20 protein-coding genes are annotated in these 22315 nt (G+C 57.6%); 6 read left to right on the top strand and 14 right to left on the bottom strand.

Annotation, left to right across the window (positions count from 1 at the left end):
* Positions 1-113: 113 nt before the first annotated feature.
* Together XarbCFBP7408_RS07320 and XarbCFBP7408_RS07315 are read right to left on the bottom strand one after the other, a co-directional pair.
* Entirely contained in the window at positions 114-1190 is a 1077-nt protein-coding gene (locus tag XarbCFBP7408_RS07320) for a catalase family protein (protein ID WP_104562396.1), read from the bottom strand.
* A gap of 394 nt (positions 1191-1584) precedes the next feature.
* A complete protein-coding gene (locus tag XarbCFBP7408_RS07315; RefSeq protein WP_104562395.1) occupies positions 1585-2331 on the bottom strand; it encodes a hypothetical protein in 747 nt (248 codons plus the stop codon).
* 458 nt (positions 2332-2789) lie between these two features.
* On the opposite strand from XarbCFBP7408_RS07315, the gene XarbCFBP7408_RS07310 reads away from it, so the two are divergent.
* The 3 genes from XarbCFBP7408_RS07310 (at position 2790) to XarbCFBP7408_RS07300 (ending at position 5269) form a co-directional block, all read left to right on the top strand.
* A complete protein-coding gene (locus XarbCFBP7408_RS07310) occupies positions 2790-3590 on the top strand; it encodes an NYN domain-containing protein (protein ID WP_104562477.1) in 801 nt (266 codons plus the stop codon).
* A gap of 527 nt (positions 3591-4117) precedes the next feature.
* Positions 4118-4756 (top strand): hypothetical protein, encoded by a 639-nt coding sequence (locus XarbCFBP7408_RS07305; RefSeq protein WP_181123294.1) that lies wholly within the window; start codon positions 4118-4120, stop codon positions 4754-4756.
* Between the two features lie 171 nt (positions 4757-4927).
* Positions 4928-5269, top strand: a complete 342-nt coding sequence (locus tag XarbCFBP7408_RS07300) for a hypothetical protein (RefSeq protein WP_104562393.1) — start codon at positions 4928-4930, stop codon at positions 5267-5269.
* A gap of 52 nt (positions 5270-5321) precedes the next feature.
* On the opposite strand, the gene XarbCFBP7408_RS07295 is transcribed toward XarbCFBP7408_RS07300, so the two are convergent.
* Entirely contained in the window at positions 5322-6923 is a 1602-nt protein-coding gene (locus tag XarbCFBP7408_RS07295) for a MobA/MobL family protein (RefSeq protein WP_104562392.1), read from the bottom strand.
* A 266-nt stretch (positions 6924-7189) separates the two neighbouring features.
* Here XarbCFBP7408_RS07295 and XarbCFBP7408_RS07290 point away from each other — a divergent pair, with 266 nt between their 5' ends.
* Positions 7190-7519, top strand: coding sequence for a hypothetical protein (locus tag XarbCFBP7408_RS07290; protein ID WP_081340661.1), 330 nt, complete (start codon positions 7190-7192; stop codon positions 7517-7519).
* 21 nt (positions 7520-7540) lie between these two features.
* On the opposite strand, the gene XarbCFBP7408_RS07285 is transcribed toward XarbCFBP7408_RS07290, so the two are convergent.
* From XarbCFBP7408_RS07285 to XarbCFBP7408_RS22690, 11 genes are all read right to left on the bottom strand, one after another.
* Positions 7541-8296, bottom strand: a complete 756-nt coding sequence (locus XarbCFBP7408_RS07285; RefSeq protein WP_101361884.1) for a reverse transcriptase domain-containing protein — start codon at positions 8294-8296, stop codon at positions 7541-7543.
* The gene (locus XarbCFBP7408_RS23085) at positions 8293-8415 is read right to left on the bottom strand and encodes a hypothetical protein (RefSeq protein ID WP_258072051.1); all 123 of its coding nucleotides are present in this window, start codon (positions 8413-8415) and stop codon (positions 8293-8295) included. The genes XarbCFBP7408_RS07285 and XarbCFBP7408_RS23085 overlap by 4 nt, the downstream gene beginning before the upstream one ends.
* 174 nt (positions 8416-8589) lie before the next feature.
* A complete protein-coding gene (locus XarbCFBP7408_RS07280; protein WP_104562391.1) occupies positions 8590-10002 on the bottom strand; it encodes an XVIPCD domain-containing protein in 1413 nt (470 codons plus the stop codon).
* Positions 9995-10684, bottom strand: coding sequence for a hypothetical protein (locus XarbCFBP7408_RS07275; protein WP_228423557.1), 690 nt, complete (start codon positions 10682-10684; stop codon positions 9995-9997). Before XarbCFBP7408_RS07275 ends, XarbCFBP7408_RS07280 begins: the two co-directional genes overlap by 8 nt.
* Before the next feature lie 95 nt (positions 10685-10779).
* Positions 10780-12117: a hypothetical protein gene (locus XarbCFBP7408_RS07270; protein ID WP_101361885.1), complete on the bottom strand. Its 1338-nt coding sequence runs from the start codon at positions 12115-12117 to the stop codon at positions 10780-10782.
* 1 nt (position 12118) lies between these two features.
* Positions 12119-14104: an ATP-binding protein gene (locus tag XarbCFBP7408_RS07265; protein ID WP_104562390.1), complete on the bottom strand. Its 1986-nt coding sequence runs from the start codon at positions 14102-14104 to the stop codon at positions 12119-12121.
* Between the two features lie 10 nt (positions 14105-14114).
* Positions 14115-14951: a DNA adenine methylase gene (locus XarbCFBP7408_RS07260; RefSeq protein ID WP_104562389.1), complete on the bottom strand. Its 837-nt coding sequence runs from the start codon at positions 14949-14951 to the stop codon at positions 14115-14117.
* 134 nt (positions 14952-15085) lie between these two features.
* Complete coding sequence (locus XarbCFBP7408_RS07255; protein ID WP_104562388.1) at positions 15086-15565, bottom strand: JAB domain-containing protein; 480 nt, start codon at positions 15563-15565, stop codon at positions 15086-15088.
* 393 nt (positions 15566-15958) lie between these two features.
* Positions 15959-16183 carry a hypothetical protein gene (locus tag XarbCFBP7408_RS07250; protein WP_181107121.1) on the bottom strand — a complete coding sequence of 75 codons (225 nt, stop codon included), beginning with the start codon at positions 16181-16183 and terminating at the stop codon, positions 15959-15961.
* A 287-nt stretch (positions 16184-16470) separates the two neighbouring features.
* Positions 16471-16968, bottom strand: a complete 498-nt coding sequence (locus XarbCFBP7408_RS22940) for a hypothetical protein (RefSeq protein WP_104562387.1) — start codon at positions 16966-16968, stop codon at positions 16471-16473.
* A gap of 41 nt (positions 16969-17009) precedes the next feature.
* On the bottom strand, positions 17010-17516 hold the full coding sequence (locus tag XarbCFBP7408_RS22690) for a hypothetical protein (RefSeq protein WP_162300962.1): 507 nt from the start codon (positions 17514-17516) through the stop codon (positions 17010-17012).
* 972 nt (positions 17517-18488) lie between these two features.
* Between XarbCFBP7408_RS22690 and XarbCFBP7408_RS07235 the strand changes: the two genes are divergently transcribed.
* Both XarbCFBP7408_RS07235 and XarbCFBP7408_RS07230 read left to right on the top strand, forming a co-directional pair.
* Positions 18489-19889 (top strand): site-specific integrase, encoded by a 1401-nt coding sequence (locus tag XarbCFBP7408_RS07235; RefSeq protein ID WP_104562385.1) that lies wholly within the window; start codon positions 18489-18491, stop codon positions 19887-19889.
* 185 nt (positions 19890-20074) lie between these two features.
* Entirely contained in the window at positions 20075-22282 is a 2208-nt protein-coding gene (locus XarbCFBP7408_RS07230; protein ID WP_219820260.1) for an AAA family ATPase, read from the top strand.
* Positions 22283-22315: the final 33 nt, after the last annotated feature.

Raw genomic sequence — 22315 nt, 5'->3', positions numbered from 1 at the left:
ATTGCCGCAGCGCGCAATGGCATCTCGAAACCTTCGCCTGGCAGCTGCGATCCGGGGCACTGTGGCCCGCGGATGCAGACGTACTGCATGACACGGGCAAGCAAGGAGGACGGCTAGACCCCGTCCGGCTCGTGGATCGGGCAGCGATTGAACTCGGAACGGAATCGGCGCGAGGCTGCCATCACGATACGGCGCGCCCGGTTGATGGCACCCAGCGGCCGGTGCGCGGCCAAGGCATGCCACGGCGAGAAGGCGATGCGGTCTTCCAGCTGCTGCGAGTGCTCTGCGTCCCAGCCGGCCTGGCGCTCCACCACCACACGCGCGACCGCCACGAAGGGGCTGATGGATTGCGGCCACTCTACCGACGCATCCTCGACCGGCATCTTTTCCACATCCAGGCACAGCTGCACGCGCAGCTCCCACTCGGCCGGGCTGTCCAGGGTGCTGATGACGTGATGAACGGCTTCGCGCTGCGCGTCCTGGGAGTCGCCAACTTGCTGACCATCGAGGTCAACCAGGTTTCTGGACACCGGCGCAAGCGAGAACTTGGCGATGTAACGCCCGTAGAGGAATGGCACCTGCGAGAAAAACGTCTCGCCCAGCGGATGAACCTGCGGCTGCCCGCCCAGCTGCTTGATGCTGCCGCTTTCCCCGCCGATCTTTTCAAGGGTGTTCTCGACCCCCCGAAGCACTTTCGAAAGCGCTGCCTTGGCGCGTGGCGCCTTTTCCGTGGTGGTCGCAAGCACGCGGAAATTACGCAAGAACCCATCCGGGCCCGGGGTGGTGAAGGAAGGGCCATTGACCATCAAGAAATCCTGGCTGTGCTTTTCGTCTCCGCCCTCGACGCGTTCACCGCTTACACCCAGCACCTTCAACGCCAGGGCACGCGGAGTCGAAACAGCATCGCTCAGTTGTTCTGCAGGTGGCGATGACAGACGGATGTAAGCATCGTATTGCCCGGGTCCTGCGAACAGGCCTTGCCGCAGCGCTTCTGGGAGATCGTTGAAGACGGTGAGTCTGGCGGTCAACAGGCCCTGCCCTTTGGCATGGACTGCGCGGTGCGCATGCCCTTGCTTTTCAGCCACGGTCGTAGCCATGTCGACGAACAGCGCCTCCAGCGAACCAATGGTTTCCTGCTCGCTGACGCTGGGCGTTTCCAGATCGGGACGATACTCGACGGGCGCGTTCATGAGGTTCCTGGCTTGATGGCGGGTCAGGCCAATGTGCTACACCCGCTGTTGACACTTCGTCGAAGCCGAAGAGAGTCAACTGTCGGGGGCCGCACGCCTACTCTGCCCTGCCCTGCAATGGCAACGGCTGGCATGCAGGCGATCCAGCCCACGCCCGGCAGTCCTTTCGCTCTTCGACCCGGAGCTGCCGCTTCGTTGAAGAGAGCCGGCACCCGGTCATTCCAAGTCACTGATCTCGATCGCTCCATGCACCATTTTTGGCCAGACCGCGTGCTCGTGTCTTGCTCGTCCACTGCCGCAAGAATCGTCGCCCATCGGCACACCGAGACACTGTCATCGCTGCTGGAAAGACGGCGGTGTTGTCGCCTGCCGGCAGCCCGCACCTGCATCGAGGTCAGGGCACCCGCTCAAACGACACCATATCGGGTTGACCCTCCAGGAGCAGCGAGAGCACGGCGCTGCCATCGGGACGAAGCTGCATCCTGGCTTGGCTGTCGCTGAGCCGCCGGCAATAGCCTCTATCGTTGGCAACGATCCAGGCAATCAAAGCACCTGCCTCATGCCCGGCATAGCGCAATTCCACTTGGCAGTCCCGAGGAGCGCCGTAGCGCAGGCGACCGATCACATCACCCGGCCGGACCGCCGTCGCCACCAGTTCCAGCTGCGCCGACATCAGGGCGATTGAGCGCCAGCGTCCCGCTTCGGTCAACGCCGCACCGGCCTTCTGGTCCAGGGCAATGACCAGCGGCGCCTCGCGACCCGACAGCGTGAGCTGCATGCCCGATGCCATCCCATCCCCTGCCTGGAGCTGGGCACGCCAGCCGGAGAGCGCATCGCAGAACTTGCCACCATTGCGCGACTGCAGCGCGTAAGCGTCTGCCTGTGCACGCAACTCCAGTGCGCAATTGAACGGAGGCCCGAACCGCAGGTCCGCGCTCCGCACGCCATCGGCTCCCGCTGGGCGCGCCTTCAGACCGACGTAAACCGGCCCCGTGCCGCCGCTGGTGGACAGGATTCCGCGCCACTCCCCAGCCGGAACACTGTCAACCGCAGCAGCCTGTGATGCAGGCAGCACCAGGCAAAGAGCGAGCGCTGAAATCATGCGGAAGATGTGACGCGAACGATGATGCCGACCAGACATTGGAAGCCCCCATGACGAATCTGACTGAGTGGAAAGGCCGCCCCGGCATTGCTCAGCATCGGCTGCAGCAACAGCGGGAGCGGCAAGCAGATGATGGGCATGAATCAGCTGCTGCACCGAGACAGACGGCAGAGATTTGCAGACGCGTTGGCCACATCGGTTGCAGCTGCCCTGCGAACGGTCCGCTGGAAACCGCGCAGTACTGCCTGCCATGACGAATCGGCGGGCCCTGAAAAAGCTGTCGCCTCAGTCATCTGCAGCTGCATGTGGCGGAGAGAGTGGGATCGGATCACCTCCGACCTAAGCCCTTCTCACCGTTGCAGAAAGCCTACTGGACAGGTTTCCTTTCAATGTTTCCTCGATCATAGCCTCCGTATCGGCCCGATTGCTAGCGCCCGCTTGCCAGGGACAAGCTGCTGACGCCATTGTCTGTCTGCATAAACTCGGACCTCACAGACATGAGCAACTCAAACAGCCCCCATGAAGCACGTGTCGCGGTATTGGTCGACTGCGACAACGTGCCGACAGACATCGTCGAGCACGCGTTGCTCATGGTGGCGCAGTTCGGCCGGGTTGTGCTTCGCCGCGGGTATGGCAACCACAACACGCTCGCCAACAAGTGGCAGGAGGTCCTGGTCCGCCAGGCATTCACCCCATGCCTCCAATACCAATACGCCTCCGGCAAGAACACGGCAGACATCGCCCTGGCGCTTGACGCCTTGGAAGCACTGTTCGACCACCGAGCCGACACCTTCTGCCTGGTAACCAGCGACTCAGACTTTTCCTACCTCTGCCGCAAGCTCCGGGAGCGCGGCGCCACGGTCTTCATTGTGGGCGAGCCCAAGACCCCGGATGCCCTGCGCAACGCCTGCGACCAGTTCTTCGAATGGGACCGGACGGCCAAGGAGGTGGCCGCACCCGAAGTCCAAGGCAATGAACTGCCTGTCCTGAAATCGGAAGCGACGAAAGAAGAACCCCCTCGCGTAGAAACCAAGCCACTGCCGAAACGGCGTCCCCGGTTCTTGGTCGAAGCCGTGACACTGCTGACCGGCGACACCTCTGAGGGCAAGGTGGGACTGTCGGCACTGGGCCAATACCTCAAACGCACTGACCCATCTTTCTCGCCCAACCTTTACGGCCACTCCGGTCTGCTCAACATGGTGAAGACCTACGATCTGCTGACGACGCAGCGAGAGGAGACCGGCGGTTGGTCGGTCAGCATTTCGCACAAGCCAGAGGTTCTCGACCAGACGGGATGATCCGCACTAGATTGATGACCGCCGTGGGGCGACAACCTTACCTCACGGCATGTGAGCTACTCCACCAGGGTGAAAGCAAACTTGAGCTTGAGGAAGATGCCTATCCATCCCGAGCTGTTCGCCCTGGGCTTCCTGGCCTGGCCCTGGCGCGCGCGCCGAGGACCAGGAGCGTTTGTCCCCAGCAGCCAGAGCCTTGCCCAAAATGGGCAAGGCCACTGAGTCCCCAAAGCGTTTAGCCGGCACCTTCCCCAAGGTCTATGGCCTCAGCCTCAAGTCCATTCTTTCCCTTCTTTCGCAAGCCTAGGGAAACAGGAAAGCATCGGGCGCACATCCACCACGCTGAAAGAAACGAGTGCAGCGTGTGGCGAGACTCCCAAGGATTACGTGCCTAATAACGGCCGCATAGCGGCATACATCGGATCTCTAATCGCAGCCGGTGAGATCACCTCGACGACAATGAGGATTGTCCAGGCAGATGAACAACAATGACCGACTCTACGTTCAGCCCTATCCCAAGCACCTTTCAGATGCTTCAGAAGATCAAGCGCCCGAAGAGGGTAAGCAAGCTTGAGCGCATTGAAAACTACATATTTTTTGGGCTACTGGCTCTTACAATTTTCGGTCTTGGCGTGGTAGCAGCTGACAACTTTGATTGGATTAGCAGGCCTACTGCTAAGGACATTCTGTTGGTGGTGCTACTGGTTATGGCGATTGGATTCCTAGCCCTAGGCCTACTTCAAATTGCTCAGGTCATTTTGGCCTGGAAAGAGGGTTATGAACCGATGGCAGACCGAATCGACATAGCCATCTCTGCAGAGAGCGAAATTTTGGACGAACTCGGCACATGCAATCCGCAGACTCTCCGCGAGCGCTCAAAGCACATAGACCTCGAAAACAAACTCTTGACTCGCCGGGCAGGACTTTCCACGTTCTTCGGCGCGATTGGCGTCGTGTTGGTCAATCTTTTCGACGCCGGGGAGAAGGTCAACATGTGGTCCAACCCAGCCAACGCCAAAGTATTTGTTTACGCCGGAAGCCTCGGCATCCTCATCGGCTCGATCGTGGTTTTTATATTGGCCGGAAAGCTTGAGCGCATTGCGGGACTGTTCGGACTGGCGGCAGATCGCATTGAACAGAGGCCTGCGCCAGAAAAAGAGATTGTCTGACAGCACGTCACGACCGCTCGCGCCACCCTGCCGGTGCCCATTCCCAAATGGACATACGAAACATTGAATTTTGGCACGCATTCAAATTTGTGAAATAGCGCTCGAAGCGAGCTCTTGCGCAAGCCACGATTCTTGGTTGGATGAGGACTTCCCCCACACGCAGGAGTTTTCATGACCACCAACCCACAACAACTCGAAATCGCCGGCCAACTGCTCGCCGGACTGATGAGCCAGACCCTTTCGGACGAACCGCTGGTGCGCCAACGCAATGTTTGCAATGCCTGGGCCTCTGCTGGCGAGCTGATCGTTTACAGCCAGAAGAAGCCGCCCGGCGGAGGTGGCGCCGCTCAATCGTTGGACAACGCCCCTCCGATGTCCTCTCCGGCAGTGCGCACCCGCGAGGCCGTCATCGTGCGCGAGTTCCCGTCGGTGGAGGAATGGCGCGCGGGCCGGAAGAAGAAAGACGCGCAGCTAGATCCAGTGCGCGGCAAGAAGCGTCCGACCCTTCACTGAGACGGCCGCAAGCACGCAAACATTGAGCCCCGCAGTGCGGGGCTCTTTGGTTTCAGTGGAAGCGCGGCGGTTTGGGAACATAGACAGGTGCAGGGGCAGGAGGGACCGAGATTGCAGGACCTGGACGCGGTCCATCGGGCTGGTTCGCCACGTCGAGTTGGAGGGGATAGCGCTGGAGCATGTCCCAGCTCCAGGCCTCCAGGTGCGTCGCGCTGGCCGACGCCTCTTTCTCGCAGAGGACTTGTTCCTCCGGGATCACCCGGGCCCTTGCATCGGCCAGCTCTGCGGCTCGGGCTTCGAGGGTGCTCAACCGACGCCCGCGCCGCTGCTTCCAGTCTCCCTGCGTCCATGAGGTCCCCGGCTCGGGATTGTTCGCCAAAAATTCGTGCCACGCGTTCTCGGCCATGTGGTGCAGCTTCTCGGCTCGGCGCACCGCCAATAGCCGCCGGGCGAACTTCATGGTCGCTGCCTTGAAGCGCCGCAACTGGCGCAGCAATTCGTTGAGGTCTGGCCGAAGCTGCGCCACTTCGGCGAAGGCAGTCACGCGCTCCCTGATCCACTGCATCAAGGCCAGGGTTGCTTGGAGCGTCTGAGCCAAGCGGGGATCCGCGTGAACGGCCACTCCCCATTCGTCGCTGGCCTCCTCTGCGAGCTCCGCGACTGAACGTGGCGCGCGCGACGGCGTGGCCTCCTCGGCCTCCATCAGTCCCAGCCCACGGGCAATGGTCGCCATGCTTCTGGACACCTCGATGTGCCCTGCCCCAGGCCCGAGCGGCAAGGACAGCCCGTCAGAAGGTCGGCGAGCCTCGCGCTCGGCCTGGGCCTGACTGTGACCGTCGGGCACGGGCATGGCTCGCCCTTCTTGCTCGAAAACGGCGATGAGCTTTTGGAAGGTCTCCTCGTTGGTCTCTTCGATTCGACGGTTTGCGTCCGAACGCTCTGACGGCTGGCCCCGCCGGGTCAGGGCTGTGCCGTTCTTGCCGACGTGCTGGGTGGGCTCGCGGGACAGAATGGCAGCGGCGGCCAGGTCGCCACGCGCCAGAGCGTCGTCGGCTTGGGCAGCCAGGCTGCGATGGTCCACGCGAATCTCGAGCGCGGCTTTCTCAAGGTGGGCATTGATGGTGGTGGCGATGAGTTCGCGCACCCATTGCACTTCGACACGTCCCGAGGGCCCGCCGTCCAGTTCCTTGGTTTTGTCCGTGAGACCGTCTGGTCCCATGCGACGGGTCGTTGCCAGGACATGGACGTGCCAGTTCAGCCCATCTTTGGAACCAGGGCTGTGGATGCTGGCCTGGGCCGCGAACCCGTAGCGACCGACGAGCGCACGGGTGACTTCCACGGCCAGGTCGGACCGCTGGAGGTCATCGAGTTCGTGCGGCAACGCAAACTCGAACTCGCGTGCGACCGTGGAATCCTTACGACGCTCAGCTGCTTCCGCCGCCGGCCAGAGCTCAGCGGGGACCAGGGCCCAATCGGGCGCGTCCTCCGGGGCGATGCAGCGCGTTTCGACCACGCCGTCGCGACGGCGGTAGTCGTGGCGCATACCGGTGATGGCGTCCTCGAGCAGCAGGCCGGCACGATAGGCGGCCGCTGCGATGGACGAATGTCCTTTGGCGCGGCTGAAGGTTTTGACGTTGGCGTGGTAGATGGCCATGAGGCGGCGACTCCGAAGCAATGGGGTTGCTTGGTTTATGCCTCGGCTTTGGATTTTCGCAAGCGCCCTCGGCGCTTGGGGTTCAAGGGGCGAAGCCCTTTGCGCACGTGTCACCATGTGACACCTAGGTGCGCTCTTGCTTCTTTCTTTGAAGCCCTGTTTTTCAAGCTTTTCGATTTTCGATGCGGACGAAATTCGAGGCCACCTCGATGCTTGACGCGAGCCTTTTTCCTGCTTGACTCATTTCCATAACGCAGGAGAAACCCATGACCAACACTAATCACTATCACGACCAAATTCAACGCGCCACGGAGCGACTGGCTCAGCGTCAAGCGCGCGAGCTTTTAGCGCAACAGCGCCGTGAAGCGAAGTCGCTAGCAATAGCAAAGCGGGAAGAAATGAATCGAAGGCATCGCGTGGCGGACCTAGTCTTCTTGGCCGGAGTCCAGAAGTTGGATGATGCGGAACTCGTAGGGGCCTTACTGCTTCATGCTAAACGGCGACATTCTCAGGAAATCCAAGTCGAGGCTCGTATGTTGGGATCTATCAAGATAAAGAGTCCAGCCAAATCACCAACGACGGCAGCTGCACACTAATCTCCATCGCAGGAGGTCACGTCAGGTTGTCACAGTGGCAACCTGGGCGGAGTTAATCGAATGCACGTAGCGCACTATTCCATGTTCGACATGCAAGGAGCTTGCCGTGGCATACGACTCACGGAAGCGATCAAGCCTGTCCTGCGTTAACGTCAACAGGCCATGAGAGAGCTCAACGTTAAAGGCCGTCACTGTTGAGGCAGGCCCAATTGTCTTACCTGCACTAAGTGGCAGGCCTGCAGCTGTCGCGAGCTGAGCAAGCTCAGCGGCTGCGACATAGAGGCGCGCTTCGTCGTTGGACGACAAGACGATGTCATCCATGTAAACGCTGACCGTCATGTCTTCGGAGGCTTCGCACTGCCGTAAAAACCGCCCTACTCGACTGCGGTCAAGCGCTAAAGATGCCAAAATGGGGGATTGAACATACCCATATGGCAGCATGGTCTTACCAGCGTCGGGACGGATGACCACGCTTTCGCTTGCCATCTTCCTCGCATCAACGTAGGAAAAGCTCTCCTTCAAGCTGCGCGTGACTCTCGATTGATTGATGCGACCAAAGAAGTCGTCAAGATCGCAGCGATAGAAATATTGATTTTTCAAATGTCGCCGGAGAGCCGCCACATGCCCACCCTTGCGAAGGTGAAAGTAGAACTTGGGGCGAGCCCACACCTTTGACACAGATAAACGGATCGCCTCACCTGCAGCTTTGCCCAAGGGAGTCGGGACATACACCCATCGCCCTGGCTTTACCTCAAAGCGGTGTTCCCATCTCTTCATCGCGAAGCCCACGAGTAGTTAGATGCCATGTTCATGAGCGCTGCCAGGAAACGGAAAAATCCGCCCCCAAACGACAGCAACGCATGAACTAGGCGGGTCTTACGAATGTATTTCTTCATAAGATCACTCCTCTATTCTTAGCTCCGGCTTGCCTAGCGCAGGGCGCATGGACACATAACCAACGGCGACCACCGAATAGAGACATGCGGCGTCGAGTAAGTCACTTGGTGACGAATAGAGGGACAGGCGGAGAGCCTATCGCCAGAGCCAGCACAGTGTAACTCAAGGCAGGGTCACATAGTTATCCTCGGCCCCTGTTCCTGCTGCTGATTTTGCTGCTGCGTCTGTTCCATCTGCTGCTGCCGCACGTGGTCCTGCTTGATAACTTCGGCCTGCTGCAGGCTCTGCTGGGCCGGCTGCTGGGAGGCCTCGCGTCCATCGACATGGGCATGGAACATCGGCGCGACTCCTACCCCATGCGGCGCGTAGACCGCGAAGACGTTGTGGGCCCCATCTCGGCCTAGCCCCCCGGTGACCTGGTCCACTCGCTTGAGCAACGGGTCGTCCACCTGCTGCTTGTAAAGCGCAGCCGACACGTTCCGGCTTTCTTCGTCGTTCCAGTTCCCTGTCCCCTGCACCCAAGAATGGATCTGCTGGTAGGTAGAGTGGTCCGGGTGAGCGGGATTGTCGGCCAGCACCGCTTGGTTGCGAGGGACGGCCTGGGACTCGATGTCGGGCTGCCCCACGCCGCTTTTTCCGATCTGCCGCACCTCCGTGGGTCTCAGCTGCCCATCAGAGGTATCCGTGAACCCGAAGGCTTTCCCCTGCCCTCCCAGTCCAACGCCTGCCGCCTGGATCTCTTCCGCCGAGCTGCCGAGCTCTTTAAGGTTTAGGCCAAGGCTCGGAATCGACTGGCTGGAGGCCCGGTCGAGGTCACGGGATACAGCAGCCCCGGCGGAGACGACGTAGGACAAGTAAAAAGCGTTGTAGTCGGACTGTCCTAACGCGCCCAAGCTTTTGCCGGACTGATCGAACTGACAAATCGCCACGGCTTTTATCGCCGGGCTGTCGATGCGGTTGTCGGTGTGCTGGATGCCCTGGACATCCATCTGGATGCCTGGAGCCAGCCGCCCATTCGTGACGCAGGGCGTGGTCGGGTCGAGGCGATGAAGCAGTTCTGCTTCGCTGACGTTGCTGTCTTGGTGCTTGACCCGACTGGCCACCGAATTCATCGACACCATTTCTGCGAGCGCTTCGTTCTCCCGGGAAGCGTTGATGTATTCCTTTGCCAACGGGGTGATGTCCACCGTCGCATCGCCGTAGCGTGCACCCTCTTTGAGCGCCTCATCGATTCGGTAGGACAGCTTGTAGGTGCTGAGGTCGTTGGAGCGGGCCATCAAAGCATGCCCCGTCTCGTGCCCAAGAACGCCCGTCAGCTGGTCTATGCGCTCTGTCCGGGAAGGTCGCTGCAATACATCGGCGTTGACGCTGATCGTCTTTTCACCATGGTTATAGTGCCCGCCTTCGTTGGGCGTGCGAGCGAACTTGATGTGCTCAAGGTCGCCGTTGTCGATGGCTTTGGTCATCACCTCGACCAGGTAAGGAGAGGACTCCACTGCCTCGCGGAGGTCCTTGGCTGCACCTGGGGACAGAGACGATTGTTGTTCGGTCTCCTGAAGCATGCGCTCAATGCGAGGGTCAAGCATCGCTGCGCTCCATTTCAAAGACAACGACCGTCACGCAGGTCGGCGCGTCGCGATGGTCAGGAGTCGCGGCAATGTAGAGCCCGAGCGAAGGGCCGACAATCTTGTCGAACGTGATTCGCTGGTCGTCGCCAAAGGTTGGCACATACACCCGGAAGCCGTCGGCTTGCATTTGCTTTTTCAATGCGTCGTAGGCAAGGCACGCATTCGGGGTGAGGGTCAGTTCCACCCGGTGCCCTGGGTGCTTAGGTGATGGCTTCCACACAGCCCAATCGTAAGTGCCCTGTCCCACCTTGCCGGTCACCCCTCTGCGCTCTTGCTTGGCGTCGGGAGGAAGCGCGATGCCCAAGACTCGCTCCACATTGGCAGGGTTGGAGTCTGCTTGGGAGTGAAGGGACTGGGCGAGTGCTTCGATCTGCTTGAGAAGCTGCTCTGGGGTGTGCTCAGCCCCTGGTTGCAAGGTGGGATAGCCATCCCAGGTCATCATTGGCGCCGAACGCTCAGGAGCGGCGGCATCGACCAGTGCGGCGACGCGGTCCTGCTCGCGCCGAATGTCAGCGGAGGTCGGTTCCTTCACGGCTTTCTCCTGATGTGCGTTTGACGATTGCGCGCATGCGGCCACTCCCAACAACAGCGTGACTGTTGAAAGGGCTTTGGCGATGCGGGTTCCTTTGTTGAGATCCATGGCAACCAATCCGACGCTTGAGATTCTAAAGCTTACTGTCAGTTCCTGGGCTCATACCAGGCGGGCGCCTGGCCGATGTGCTTTTGTCCTCGCATCTACGCCGACTGGTCTTCCAAAAACTTGGCCAAAATCGCAGCTGAGGGGTAGCTGGACATCGAGGCAATACCATTTGCCAACTCCACAGGGAACAGCGCCCCTTCGAATTTATGACTCACGATGGATGGCAAGGTGGCTAAAATCCGCTGTAGCCCGATCAAATCCTCGGCAAGCGGACGTTCGCCCGAATCTAGATAGCTGCCGGTCGGCACATTGAGAACCATAGACATACCCGGGTCGAGCTTCACAAAAAGTTTTTCTCCCCAGTTGGTCCGCTTGCCGTAGGGATTGGACAAGTCCGGGGAGCGGTAAACCTCACGGCGGACATAGTTGTGATCGAGCGCGGCATAGCTGCCCGGCTCACCTCGCTCGTGCGGTGACGCAAACTGCACAATTGATTGCAGGTGGTCTACGAAGGCACCACTCTTTTCCTGTCCGATGATGTGCACACCACGCCCCTGGCTCACAGCGAATGCCAAGAACTCACGGATGTTAGGAACAAGCTTTGAATATTGACTGCGAAGCGATAGTGGCCCGTCTTTGATGAAAAGCGTCTCCCCTACAAGCGACTTATCCGTGTGACCCCACGCAACTCGAATGGCTGTAAAGAGCATCAGATGCTCCATAACCAACATGTAGGAGGACGCCACTGAATCGGGAGCGCTGTCCTCATCCATGTCCAAATGAAAGCCAATCAGGTCCGAGACAAAGACTGTCTGCTTGCAAAGAGCACATACACCCTCGTCTGCGTCATGCGGCAGCCCTTCGATCATGGAGTGACAATGCGGGCACTCAAAGGCGGGCGACGACGATGTCCCATCGGTCCACTTTTTATAGACGAGCCATTTTAGAGTGTCAAAGAAAGCCCCATCTTGGTCGATCTTAAAAGAGTCCCTAACGATGTGACGCACGGCGTCGTAGTTGTTACCCAGCGGGGTCCGCACATTCTTTAGTGGGAACACGGTGGAATGGTAGATCGCGCTATCCCTGAGAACATCCTGCAGCAAAAGAGGGTGCGGATTTTCCTTGTCAATGGCATCAAGTTTGGCGCGATCTACCAACAGCAGTGCTGCTTTCACGAACGCCACCTCTTTAGGCGGCTTGCCCTCTGAGCGAACGGCAACGAACGAACCATCGACCGCCCAAACACTTCGGAGTGGGAGCGACCGTTCAGTGTCGATGGGGTGCCACAAGGTTCCGGACGTATCGGACACCAGCGGCTTGGCGTGCTCGAAATCGCGGACCAACTCTTTGACCCACGCACTCTGGACAACCGACAAATGACCCAGCTTCGACGCTGATTCAAAGGGCAAGCGCGTTCCGGCACTGTAAGGCATGTCAAATGGCCTCGAACTTGTTTGCCTGCACTGGGATGATAAACCGATGCGACATCGTAAGCATGCGCATATAACCCGGGGTCTTGGCTCTGAGGATGTCCTGCTCAATTCCTTCAAATGCGATTTGCACTCGCCCCAAAGCCCGGGCTTCGTCCTGGCTGGACAAATGGCCCACGAAGAAATTTTCTGTCTGAGCCAAGAGGTCCTTGTTGATCGTGGACGGTGACTGGGTCGAATACACCATGCCGATGTGGAACTTCGCCCCCTCTTTAGCAAAGCGCGCATACACCCCGGTCAAATCACGCGCATCAGGAGGAAATAGATTGTGAGCCTCCTCGAAATAGAGCTGCACGAAGCGGCCACCCAGCGTATTGCTGACAAACTTTCTTTCCTGGTGTGAAAACACGGCCTTCGACAGCATGTCGGCGAAATAGCGGCGAATCTCGTCGTTCGCATTGCCTAGATCAAGAATCACCGTAGCGCCCTGATCCAGGAGACCCAATATCTCGTTGATGAAATCGCCAGCGTGAGGCGAATGGAAGTTCTTGTAAGCCCGTAGCATGCCGGGCCCTGTTCGGCCAGCTCCAGGATTGAGGAAATCTAACAAGGCGATGTCGTCGGGATCGAATACAGCCTTCTTCGATGATGAAGAGGTCAAAGTAGGATCGGACGAATTTTCCCGTCGAAATTGAGCCATCACCTCAAGCTCGGCCTGGAGAAGATCGATTGAATCAATCGCAGCTGGCGGCGTGCCGGCACCCGTTCCTGCATAGGCAGCGGCACGCAAATCCGCCTTGAAATGGGGGTCAAAGTGCTTGGTATGGCGAGCCACGAGCCCCAAAGCGCGCAGCCTCCGCTCATCGACTTCAAATCCAGCCTTGTTCAAAATGGCCCAGAACATTTGAATCTTACGAATAGGGCGCACTTTTTCTTCCGCCGGAAGAGCCTTCACTGCGTCCACAGACGGCAACGATGCACTGGCAAAACTCTTCACATAGTGCGACGTATTGTTGTCTTGCGTCAGCATCGACCCGAGAATCTGGATCGCTGATTCGGTCTGTTCGTAAAAGTTCAATCGCAACGGCTTGGAGGGCGTCTCCGGGCGACTTGTCAATGCATAAACCTCACAACGGTCTGCATTGGCCGAACGAATCGACTTGTTTCCGTCTTGCGGATTGTCATTGGCATACTCGCCATTCACATCAAAGATCAACTGGCCTACTGACCTGTCATCCGCAGTTGCATCAAGCATGCCTTTGGCAATGAGCTTGACTACGTTGGATTTTCCGAGCCGCGTCTTACCGAACATCGCAGTTCGGCAGCCTTTGAAATCTCGCATGGAGATTGAGACGGCGATCCTGCTTGTGGTTGCGCTGGAAAGACCGCATTCCATCGTCCTCAGCGCGCCGATTTCGATCTGGCTCTCTGGCTTAACCATGCCATTGACGATCACCTTCAATAGAGCGTCATCCGGCGCGAAAACTTTGTATCGATGAGCGCTCACCACATTGTTCACATCACCGGAGTAGGCCAGGCGCTGCATAGCGGCAGGATCGGCGTAGAACATCCCCAACACATCACAGTCCAGCGCACCCCACTGCAACTCGCTTTGTGTCCAAACATCCAGTTCGGGCATGGACTTCTTGTGCAGCTCGAAATACGTCTGCTGAACCTGGTTGCTCAGTGGCGTGGGTGATACACCGGTCACTCGAAGAAGGGTGAAATGCGCAGGTGCTGTCGCCGTATTGACCGGCGTCATGATCAAAAAAGAGCCGCGAGGGATTCCGCCCACAGCCAGCTTGTAGGGGTCGCTCGTGATGATCTTTGCAGCGTCAAAACCTAGCTCTAGCACGTAGCCTACAAAGCGCATCTTGCTCGTCAGCTTTGCTGCCTCATTGCGAGCCTCCGTATCAAGGAAACTTCGTAGGGCATCAATCGGATTGCCTTGCGTGGCCGAGGTATCCATCAAGCTTCCAAGCGTGGACATAGTGACTCCTTTAGATATTGCAGGTAATAATGAGCTCTTCGAATTGCTTGCGACTTGAACCGTCAGCAGAAATCTGAGAGAACCGGCTCGCTGAACGTGTCAGGAAATCCCAACTTTCATACAGTGCGCGAACGGAATGATGGTTGGCATTGGTTGCCACGACTTTGGCACCGCGTGCGCCTGCACGCTTGAGCGCTCGTGCTAATCGTTCCTGGTCAGCCCAGGAGAAGAGAACTTCGTTGTATTTGATAAAGCCGTTGAGGTTGTGTCGCACGGTGTATGGAGGATCGGCAAACACTAAATCATCCTCCCCCGCTTCATTAATTATTTCTTCGAAGTCGCCTACGCGAAGGTCGGCTGTAGCCAGCAATGCAGCCATAGACTTGAAGTCATCATTTTCCATCAGGACGCTATCTTTGCTACCGCGAGGCACGTTGAACTCACCTTGGCGGTTCACACGGTAAATTCCGTTGAAGCAGGTCCTGTTGAGATAGATCATTCGCGATGCCTTCTGCACCAGCTTCGTGGGCGTTCGCGCACGGACGGTGTAGTAGTAATCGCCGTCTACATCGTGAAGGCGCTGGTGGTAAGCCAAGCTTCTCTTGAGTCCAACCCAGTGCCCCTTGATAGCCTGGTAAGCGGCTATGACCTCCGGGTTCACGTCGTTGAGCACGGCCTGTTGCGGCCGTAAATGAAAGTAGACTGCGCCACCGCCAAGGAAAGGCTCGAAATACCTGTTGTAGGTGGTAGGGAAGAGGCCCGCGTGATGCCGGACAAACCAGCGCTTCCCCCCTGCCCATTTCAGGAACGGGCTAAGCGTAGATTGGACGCTATTCACGGGATCCATGCCCTCAGACTCGCTCCGATTTGCGTTAGAACTCATTTGAACAACGCGATCCACGCAAAGTTAACAGAAATCCCGCGTCTTGTGCGGGACTGCCTTACCCCGACTTGACACCAGCTTGGCAGCAGAGATATGGGTCACACCCATCCCCTAGCCGCCAAGCTGGTGTGCTGACGCCCGCCGATGACCAGGTGGTCGAGCAGCCGGATGTCCAGGAGGCACAAGGCCTGCTGCAGGCGCTCGGTCACCTTACGGTCTGCTTCGCTCGGCTCCGGGTTCCCGCTCGGGTGGTTGTGGAACAAGATGAGGGCGACCGCGTTGAGCTCCAGCGCGCGCTTGGCGACGACTCGAGGATGGACTTCGCAGCCGTCGACTGTGCCGCTGAAGAGGTGTTCGGTGGCCAGGATGTGGTGCTTGTTGTCGAGGAAAACGACGCCGAAGACTTCGTGCGGCAGGTGGGCGCAGCGAGCGATCAAGTAGCTGCCGGCTTGCTCAGGACTGTGGATGCGGCCTTGGCGTTGAAGGCGTTGCTCCAGAATGGTCGCGGCGGCGAGCAAGATGCCTTCCTCGTCCATCTGGAGTTGGTATTGGGCCTTCAGGTCTTGGGCGCGCTTCATCGGTTCTTCTCCACCAGCGCGTTGTGCGCCTCGTGGGAACCGACAGGCGAAGCGTCCGGCCCGACCGCACCCGGGAGCGAGCACCGCGCAAGCGGCGCGCAGCGAAGGGCCGCAACAAAGCGCCAGCAACGAGGAGGAGGCTTGTCCTTGTGGTCGGGACAGCGGAGCTAGGATTCCCTTCAAGAGGCCCAGCGTTGGTGGAGACACACCATGCATGCCCTACAAGGCCTGCCGGCTAAACGGCATTCGGATGGGCGGGGTGACTGATGTCAGCAGCGATGGCTTGGCTTTGCGGCCAGCGGGGCCTCTGCGGACCTGTGCTTGCCTTACGCACGCATCGCTGCGCATGAGCAGCACGCAGGCATCGGGATGGGCTAGTCGGCGCCAATGGGCTCAGGCGTGTTCGTCCGTGTTTTCCAGCCCGCGCCAGGACAAGATTTCTTCGGCCCGACGGCCGACGAACTGCGCGTCCTCGATCGTCATCGCCTTGCTCTCGATGGCAGCAGCCATGTTGGCAAAGGCTTGCCAAAAATGACGGCGATCAGGACTCGAGGCCCGCAGGGCGGGCACCGCAGCATCCAGGCATTCGAGGTGACGGCGAAGCTCGGCTCTGTCCATGGGCCTGAGTATCGGCAGCGCGGTCGCACCGCTTGAGACGCAACACCGCCAACACAACAAAATCAGCACCTTCCAGCTGCCGGCACAAAGCTGATCAAACATGCCGTTTCCTGGAAGATTTTCGAGGCTTGGCAACATCAACCAATCCCGGCCGTGTGGGCAGGCAACACGGTCTGACCGCCTCAACCCTAAGTTCTGTTCGTCCATCGACGAACGAGAATCAGCTGGCGCGCAAAAAAACGCCCCAGCGATGGACTGGGGCGTTCTTGGAAAAGCTAGACCTGATCTCAGCTCGGCAAGGTTTCGATTGGACCCACGTCACCGGTCGGAATTCTGCCACCGCATGAGCCGTAACAGCCACCGCCGATCAGCACCCCGCCGCCACCGCCGCCCGTTCCAGCGGAGCCACCACCACCACCACCGCCGCTCGAAGGCTGCTGAGCAATCTTCTCGGCCATTTCCTTTGCCTTCTTTCCGCAAGGCTTCTCAATGTAGACCATGCCACGGCCGGTATAGTTGAGAATCTTTACGGTATAGGAAACATACCCCTTGTAGGAGTTTGCGACCCAATTTCCCTCACCCACCAGTTTTGAAGCTGCCGAATCAAGCCTATCCATAAAAGCGGCATTGGCAGGATTCTTGCTGTCGCTAAACTTTGGCAGCTGCGACAAAGGCACGTTAATTGGCACCAGCGGCGGCATCGGGAGTTCCGAGCACGCAAATGCAGCCCCCATAAGCCCCGTGAGTGACATCGCAGCGACGCCAGCTTTTTTCATAATTCCCATTTACGCCCCACTCCTTTTAAAAAACAATTAACCACACAAACCTACTGACCGATTGGACGTTTATCCAATACCGGTGCCCTGCCATGCTTCGACGTGTAGATCCGGTCTATTTCGGCGTTGAGTCGCAAGGCTTCAGACTCCCCGAGCATTCTTTGCTCTGTTGAAAGTGACTTAGACATCATCACTTCTCGAGTAACAGAGGCACGGGTATCTCCACGCATTTCCGCCACACGCGACACGGCATACGCAGCAACAGGATCACCGCTTGCGCTGCCGCCTTGGAAGGACGCCAGCATGTTTAAAGCAAAGAGGTTTCCTTCCGCTCCAGCATCCACCAAGCGCTGTTGCGCCGTGGGGTCTGAAGGCAACAACCGCGCATCCAAGATCGTTTGAGCGACTTTATCACCCGCGTCCGATGCCTGCTTCAGCAGGGCCTCCGGGGCGACCATGTAAGCCTCTAGCTGCTTTTCGTTGGGATAACCATGACGATCCAGCCACTTCTGCTCGGCCTTGCTTTCGGCATAGCCAGGATCGTTATCGAAGCTCATCCCGTCTCTAGTTCTCGGCACTTCTGGGAACGGATGTCGAACACGAGAGTCATTCCGAAGATCGACGCCGCCTTCAATCGACTGAGACGGAGCCAGTTCTTTGACTGATTCGTTCGCTGCATTGGGAGTCTCACTCTGGGAGATGCCCTGCGTTGACCCTTCGTCGTCCTTACGTGCTTCGTGCGTCCAGATGATGCCACCTACTACGACTGCCAGTGCGGCTGCACTTAGAGCTACTGCTTTGTTGCCCATCTCACCTTCTCGTAATTCCATTACAGCTGCGCAATCGCAGTCCCAAGGAGGATAGCGTTGCAGATCAGCTCGTTTCACGCAAGCTTAATCTTGCACAAACTTAGGTCCTTATCGGAGCAACGTCTGTCGAAGCAGCGGACGACGAAGATGCGAGTGCGAATCCGATTTTCTCGCTGATCCAGCGCCATGACTCCAAACGAGACCTGGACTCGCCATGATGTCACACGTGAACTTTTTACAGGATGCCGGCATGACGCTACTCAATCGTCCGCGAGGAGAGCGACCATCGGTCTCGCGTCCGGCAATGTCAAATTATGCTTAGGTTGTTTCGTAAACCATAGGTCTCAATCCCCTCACGATGTAGGGAATTTCTGAGTTGCCTGCACCGTCGCAGCCATCAATTAAATCAATTAAACTAACGAAAACAACCTAAAATTTATTTTTTATTCATTTTTCAAACAAGCTCTATTGGGTTATTTAGTTAGCTTATTTACTGCAAACAGTACGGAATTGACTGCGATAAATTGACACGAATCCCCTCGCAACCCTTGTTCCATAAGGGTTTCCGCCAGGTAACGGATTGGCGAATCTGGGAGGCCCCTCAGAGGGGACACCGCGACGTCTAAGGACTGCGCCGACACCGCAGATTTTTGTATCGCCCCCGTTGACGAATTTTCGTCCTGTCATATCCCTACTTCCATCCAAAGATGGAAGTGACCCATGACCAGCAACCCCTCCGCAGCACTCAACGATTACATCGATTTGCCCTTCGGCCTCCTGCATTTGGAAGGCATCCACATTGGCCGCTACCGTATTGACCTCGCTATTGTCCGAGGCCGGGAAGCCGCCATCAACCTGCAGGAATGCATCCTCGCCGCGCTCGACGAAACCGGACGGAAGAGCGGTCTGAAGAACAGCACGCGCTATCCCGCGCAGCTGCCCATGGGCACGCCGGCTCGCCCCCTGGCCAAGGAGATCGAGGATCATCTGGCGGACATGCGTCGTCGGCAACTGGAGCCCAAAACCATCCAGTCCACCGAGCGCACGTTGAAGCTGCTGCTTCTTACCTGCGGCAACATCTCGGCGGCTCGAGTGGACTATTACCACATCCAGGCGCTCTGGAAACTGCTGCGCTGGGCCCCAAGGAACTTGGTGTCTGATCCGCTGCTGAAGGATCTAACCTTCGACGAAGCGATCGCGCTGGGGAAAGAGCAAGACGTGCCGCCGCTGTCACCTGCCACGGAAGAGCGTCACCGCCGATTCCTTGTTGCCTTCTTCAACCACTTGTTCAACGGACAAGCCATCGACGTGTCACCGATGAAGGCGTTTCGGAAGCCTAAGGAAGATCACACCATCGACCCCGACAAGGCGATCCGCTTGTTCGAGGACGCAGACCTGCAAGCCATTTTTGACCCGGCCAACTTTCTGCCCTGGGCCAAGAAGCCGCAGTATTGGTGGGCGCCGATGATTGGCCTCTATACGGGGGCGCGAGTCAATGAAGTCTGCCAGTTGAAGTTGACCGACATCATCGAGGAACGCGGCATCTGGTGCATCGCCTTCCAGAAAACGTTGGACAAGGACTTGGCTGCCGACCCGAAGAAGAAGCGGCGCAGCAGGCAAAGCATGAAGGGAGCCGGCTGCATGCGCATCATCCCCATCGCTCAGCCGCTGCTGGAAGCCGGCTTCTTGGATTTCGTGGAAGACATGAAGGCCACGGGCCATGCCCGCTTGTTCCCGCTGCTCTCTGCCGGCGTGAACCGCACGACAGGCGAAACGAATGCACGTTACAGCCAGCAGTTCGTGGTGGACTTCGGGCGCTACCTGAAGACCCTCGGGTTTGAAAAGGGAATCGGGTTCCATGCCTTCCGCCATACCTTGGCAACCGAGCTCGATGTCAACGATGTCCCTGAGAAGCAGATTGCCTTGGTCACGGGCCACAGCACCGATCCACGCGACCGGATTCAAGTGCTGCGCGAGCACTACCTACACAAGCGATCGCGGGCGACACGCAGCAAGCAGATCAGCGCATTGGAGCTGTATCAGCCCAAGGTGGAACTGCCGCGCTACCAGCGGGGGCAGTTCGCTAAATGCCTGGCCGATCCCAGCAAGTTCTACCCTTAAAAAGCCCACCGGAAGGGAATTAAGCAAGCTCAAGCATATATTCAACAAGTCCCGGCGCCTCTTCCGCCCGGGAACACCACGCCGTAAAGTTGCGTGGAACCCCTCGCACGGCCAGGACGCTTTGCAACTGTTGGGTTGAAAACCGTCTAGCCGCCTTTCGTGCCGCACTGCTTGAAGGAGGAACAGTGCACATTGACTTTATTGAAGTAGCAAACTTTCGGAAACTACTTGCCACAAGGATAGATATTGCGAAGGAATCAACGGTCTTTGTCGGCGCCAATAATAGCGGCAAGACATCAGCGATGGTTGCCTTACGACGCTTCCTTCTGGATCAGCGTGACTTCACCATCAATGACTTCACTTTGAGCCACTGGCCTGTCATCAATGAGCTCGGGAGTAATTGGGAAGCAGAGTCTGAAGACGGTGAGCCCATAGACTTCGACTGGGGCTCAATATCACCATCATTGGATGTTTGGTTGCAGGTTCCTGACAATCAGTTGCATTACGTTCAAAAGATTCTTCCAACACTTGACTGGGATGGCGGTGCTATCGGCGTGAGACTCCGTTACGAGCCGAAAAGCCCCGACGACTTCAAGCGTGAGTATCTAAATGCGAGATTGGCGACGAAAAAAGTAATGGCAGCAGCCTCGAATCTGGACGAGAGCAGTGAAGACCCCTTCTCTCTATGGCCAAAGTCGATGATTGAGTTTCTGTCCCGACGGCTCCGGTCGATGTTTGAGGTCAAGGCCTATCTACTGGATCCGGCAATGCTAGATAACCCAGAAGATGGATTCGCAAGTCCTCAGGCGTTGCCGACTGATAGCGAGCCGCTCGAAGGCGACCCCTTCAAGGGCCTGATACGTATTGACGAGATCAGCGCTCAGCGCGGACTTGGATTGGCCGCGTCCAGTAGTGCAGACCAAGAAGACGAGACCGTGCAGCTGGGGAAGAAGCTATCCAGTCAGCTTCGCAAGTATTACGCGCAACACCTCGACCCGTTTGACCAACCAGAAGCGAAAGACCTCCAAGCGCTGCAAGCCCTACATCAAGCAAGAGTTGCATTTGGCAAGCAACTTTCAGATTCATTTGAATCAGCGCTCAAAGAGCTGGAAACCGTTGGCTACCCAGGTTTGACAGATCCAAAGCTCAAGCTCGCGGCTGATCTTCGCCCCCTTGACGCCCTCAACCATGGTTCGGCCGTTCACTACGAGGTCCCTACACACCTCGCCGAAGTTGGTTTTTCCAATCGCTTGCCCGAAGACTCAAACGGACTTGGATATCAAAATCTGGTCTCAATGGTTTTTGCGTTGATGAGCTTTCGCGACAAATGGATGCGCGTTGGGAAAGCTTCAAAAAAAACATGGGCAGACGATGACAATATTCCGCCGCTACACTTGGTATTGGTAGAGGAGCCGGAGGCACATCTCCATGCTCAAGTGCAACAGGTCTTTATCGCACATGCTTACGCGGTGCTCAGAAAGCATGAAAGCCTAGGCAGCTTAGCCGGCTATCACACCCAGATGGTTGTTAGCACCCACTCAAGCCATCTTGCCCACGAAGCTGAATTCACATCCCTGCGCTACTTCCGGCGTATGCCGGTTAAAGCTATAAAAGGCTCTGTCCCCATCTCTCAGGTTGTCAATCTTTCAAGGATATTTGGCACCCAGGACGACACTACTCGCTTCGTGAAGCGCTATTTAAAAGCAACCCACTGCGACCTTTTCTTTGCTGATGGTGCGATCCTTGTCGAGGGGCCCGCTGAAAGGATAGTCGTCCCGCACATGGTGCGCTGCCGCGCGCCCTATGCATATCTCAGGCATTGCTACCTCACCTGGCTAGAAATCGGGGGCAGCCACGCCCATCGCTTACGCCCCCTTCTAACCAAACTTGGGCTCAATACACTAATCATTACAGACTTAGACGCAAAGGCTGATGATGGAACCAAAGCCGTTCCGGCTCGATCATCAGGACAATTTTCACGGAATCAGACGATAAAGACGTGGGCTCCTCAGGAAGAGTCTATTGATCTCTTACTAGACATGCCAGAGACATCCCTCTGTGAGACGCATGACAGTGGGTTCGGTTTCCGAGTCGCCTACCAGCAGCCGATCAAGATCGACTTTGGCGCAACCAAAAATGTAGAGGCCATTGCAAATACGTTCGAGGACGCGCTTGTTTACCAAAACATCGACTTCTTCAAGTCCTTGCAGGGTGGAGGTTTGGCGAAGCAAATCCGGCAGTCAATTGCTGATTCGAAAGACGTCACCGAGCTCTCTAGCAGCATCCAGAAGGCTCTGAAAAATGGCGACAAGGCAGAATTCTCAATGACCCTCTTAGAGCGGCTAACAAAACCCTTGAATTCTGTTGAGTCGGCGACAACATTGCCGGCATGACACGTCGCAACGAGATCCCTAGTGCGCTTTGGA

Origin of the sequence: Xanthomonas arboricola pv. guizotiae (assembly GCF_002940205.1) — a bacterium.
GTDB classification, from domain to species: domain Bacteria; phylum Pseudomonadota; class Gammaproteobacteria; order Xanthomonadales; family Xanthomonadaceae; genus Xanthomonas; species Xanthomonas arboricola_C.
Note: the sequence above shows the minus strand (reverse complement) of the source record. Positions and strands in the feature narration are given on the sequence as shown.

Excerpts from the sequence above, each read along its gene's own strand:
- XarbCFBP7408_RS22940 (WP_104562387.1), bottom strand. The coding sequence starts at position 16,968 with ATGGGAATTATGAAAAAAGCTGGCGTCGCTGCGATGTCACTCACGGGG.
- XarbCFBP7408_RS07295 (WP_104562392.1), bottom strand. The coding sequence starts at position 6,923 with ATGGCCATCTACCACGCCAACGTCAAAACCTTCAGCCGCGCCAAAGGA.
- XarbCFBP7408_RS23085 (WP_258072051.1), bottom strand. The coding sequence starts at position 8,415 with ATGAAGAAATACATTCGTAAGACCCGCCTAGTTCATGCGTTGCTGTCG.
- XarbCFBP7408_RS22690 (WP_162300962.1), bottom strand. The coding sequence starts at position 17,516 with ATGAGCTTCGATAACGATCCTGGCTATGCCGAAAGCAAGGCCGAGCAG.
- XarbCFBP7408_RS07270 (WP_101361885.1), bottom strand. The coding sequence starts at position 12,117 with ATGCCTTACAGTGCCGGAACGCGCTTGCCCTTTGAATCAGCGTCGAAG.
- XarbCFBP7408_RS07305 (WP_181123294.1), top strand. The coding sequence starts at position 4,118 with ATGCTTCAGAAGATCAAGCGCCCGAAGAGGGTAAGCAAGCTTGAGCGC.
- XarbCFBP7408_RS07320 (WP_104562396.1), bottom strand. The coding sequence starts at position 1,190 with ATGAACGCGCCCGTCGAGTATCGTCCCGATCTGGAAACGCCCAGCGTC.
- XarbCFBP7408_RS07310 (WP_104562477.1), top strand. The coding sequence starts at position 2,790 with ATGAGCAACTCAAACAGCCCCCATGAAGCACGTGTCGCGGTATTGGTC.
- XarbCFBP7408_RS07255 (WP_104562388.1), bottom strand. The coding sequence starts at position 15,565 with ATGAAGCGCGCCCAAGACCTGAAGGCCCAATACCAACTCCAGATGGAC.
- XarbCFBP7408_RS07280 (WP_104562391.1), bottom strand. The coding sequence starts at position 10,002 with ATGCTTGACCCTCGCATTGAGCGCATGCTTCAGGAGACCGAACAACAA.
- XarbCFBP7408_RS07315 (WP_104562395.1), bottom strand. The coding sequence starts at position 2,331 with ATGTCTGGTCGGCATCATCGTTCGCGTCACATCTTCCGCATGATTTCA.
- XarbCFBP7408_RS07260 (WP_104562389.1), bottom strand. The coding sequence starts at position 14,951 with ATGGATCCCGTGAATAGCGTCCAATCTACGCTTAGCCCGTTCCTGAAA.
- XarbCFBP7408_RS07290 (WP_081340661.1), top strand. The coding sequence starts at position 7,190 with ATGACCAACACTAATCACTATCACGACCAAATTCAACGCGCCACGGAG.
- XarbCFBP7408_RS07300 (WP_104562393.1), top strand. The coding sequence starts at position 4,928 with ATGACCACCAACCCACAACAACTCGAAATCGCCGGCCAACTGCTCGCC.
- XarbCFBP7408_RS07275 (WP_228423557.1), bottom strand. The coding sequence starts at position 10,684 with ATGGATCTCAACAAAGGAACCCGCATCGCCAAAGCCCTTTCAACAGTC.
- XarbCFBP7408_RS07235 (WP_104562385.1), top strand. The coding sequence starts at position 18,489 with ATGACCAGCAACCCCTCCGCAGCACTCAACGATTACATCGATTTGCCC.
- XarbCFBP7408_RS07250 (WP_181107121.1), bottom strand. The coding sequence starts at position 16,183 with ATGGACAGAGCCGAGCTTCGCCGTCACCTCGAATGCCTGGATGCTGCG.
- XarbCFBP7408_RS07265 (WP_104562390.1), bottom strand. The coding sequence starts at position 14,104 with ATGTCCACGCTTGGAAGCTTGATGGATACCTCGGCCACGCAAGGCAAT.
- XarbCFBP7408_RS07285 (WP_101361884.1), bottom strand. The coding sequence starts at position 8,296 with ATGAAGAGATGGGAACACCGCTTTGAGGTAAAGCCAGGGCGATGGGTG.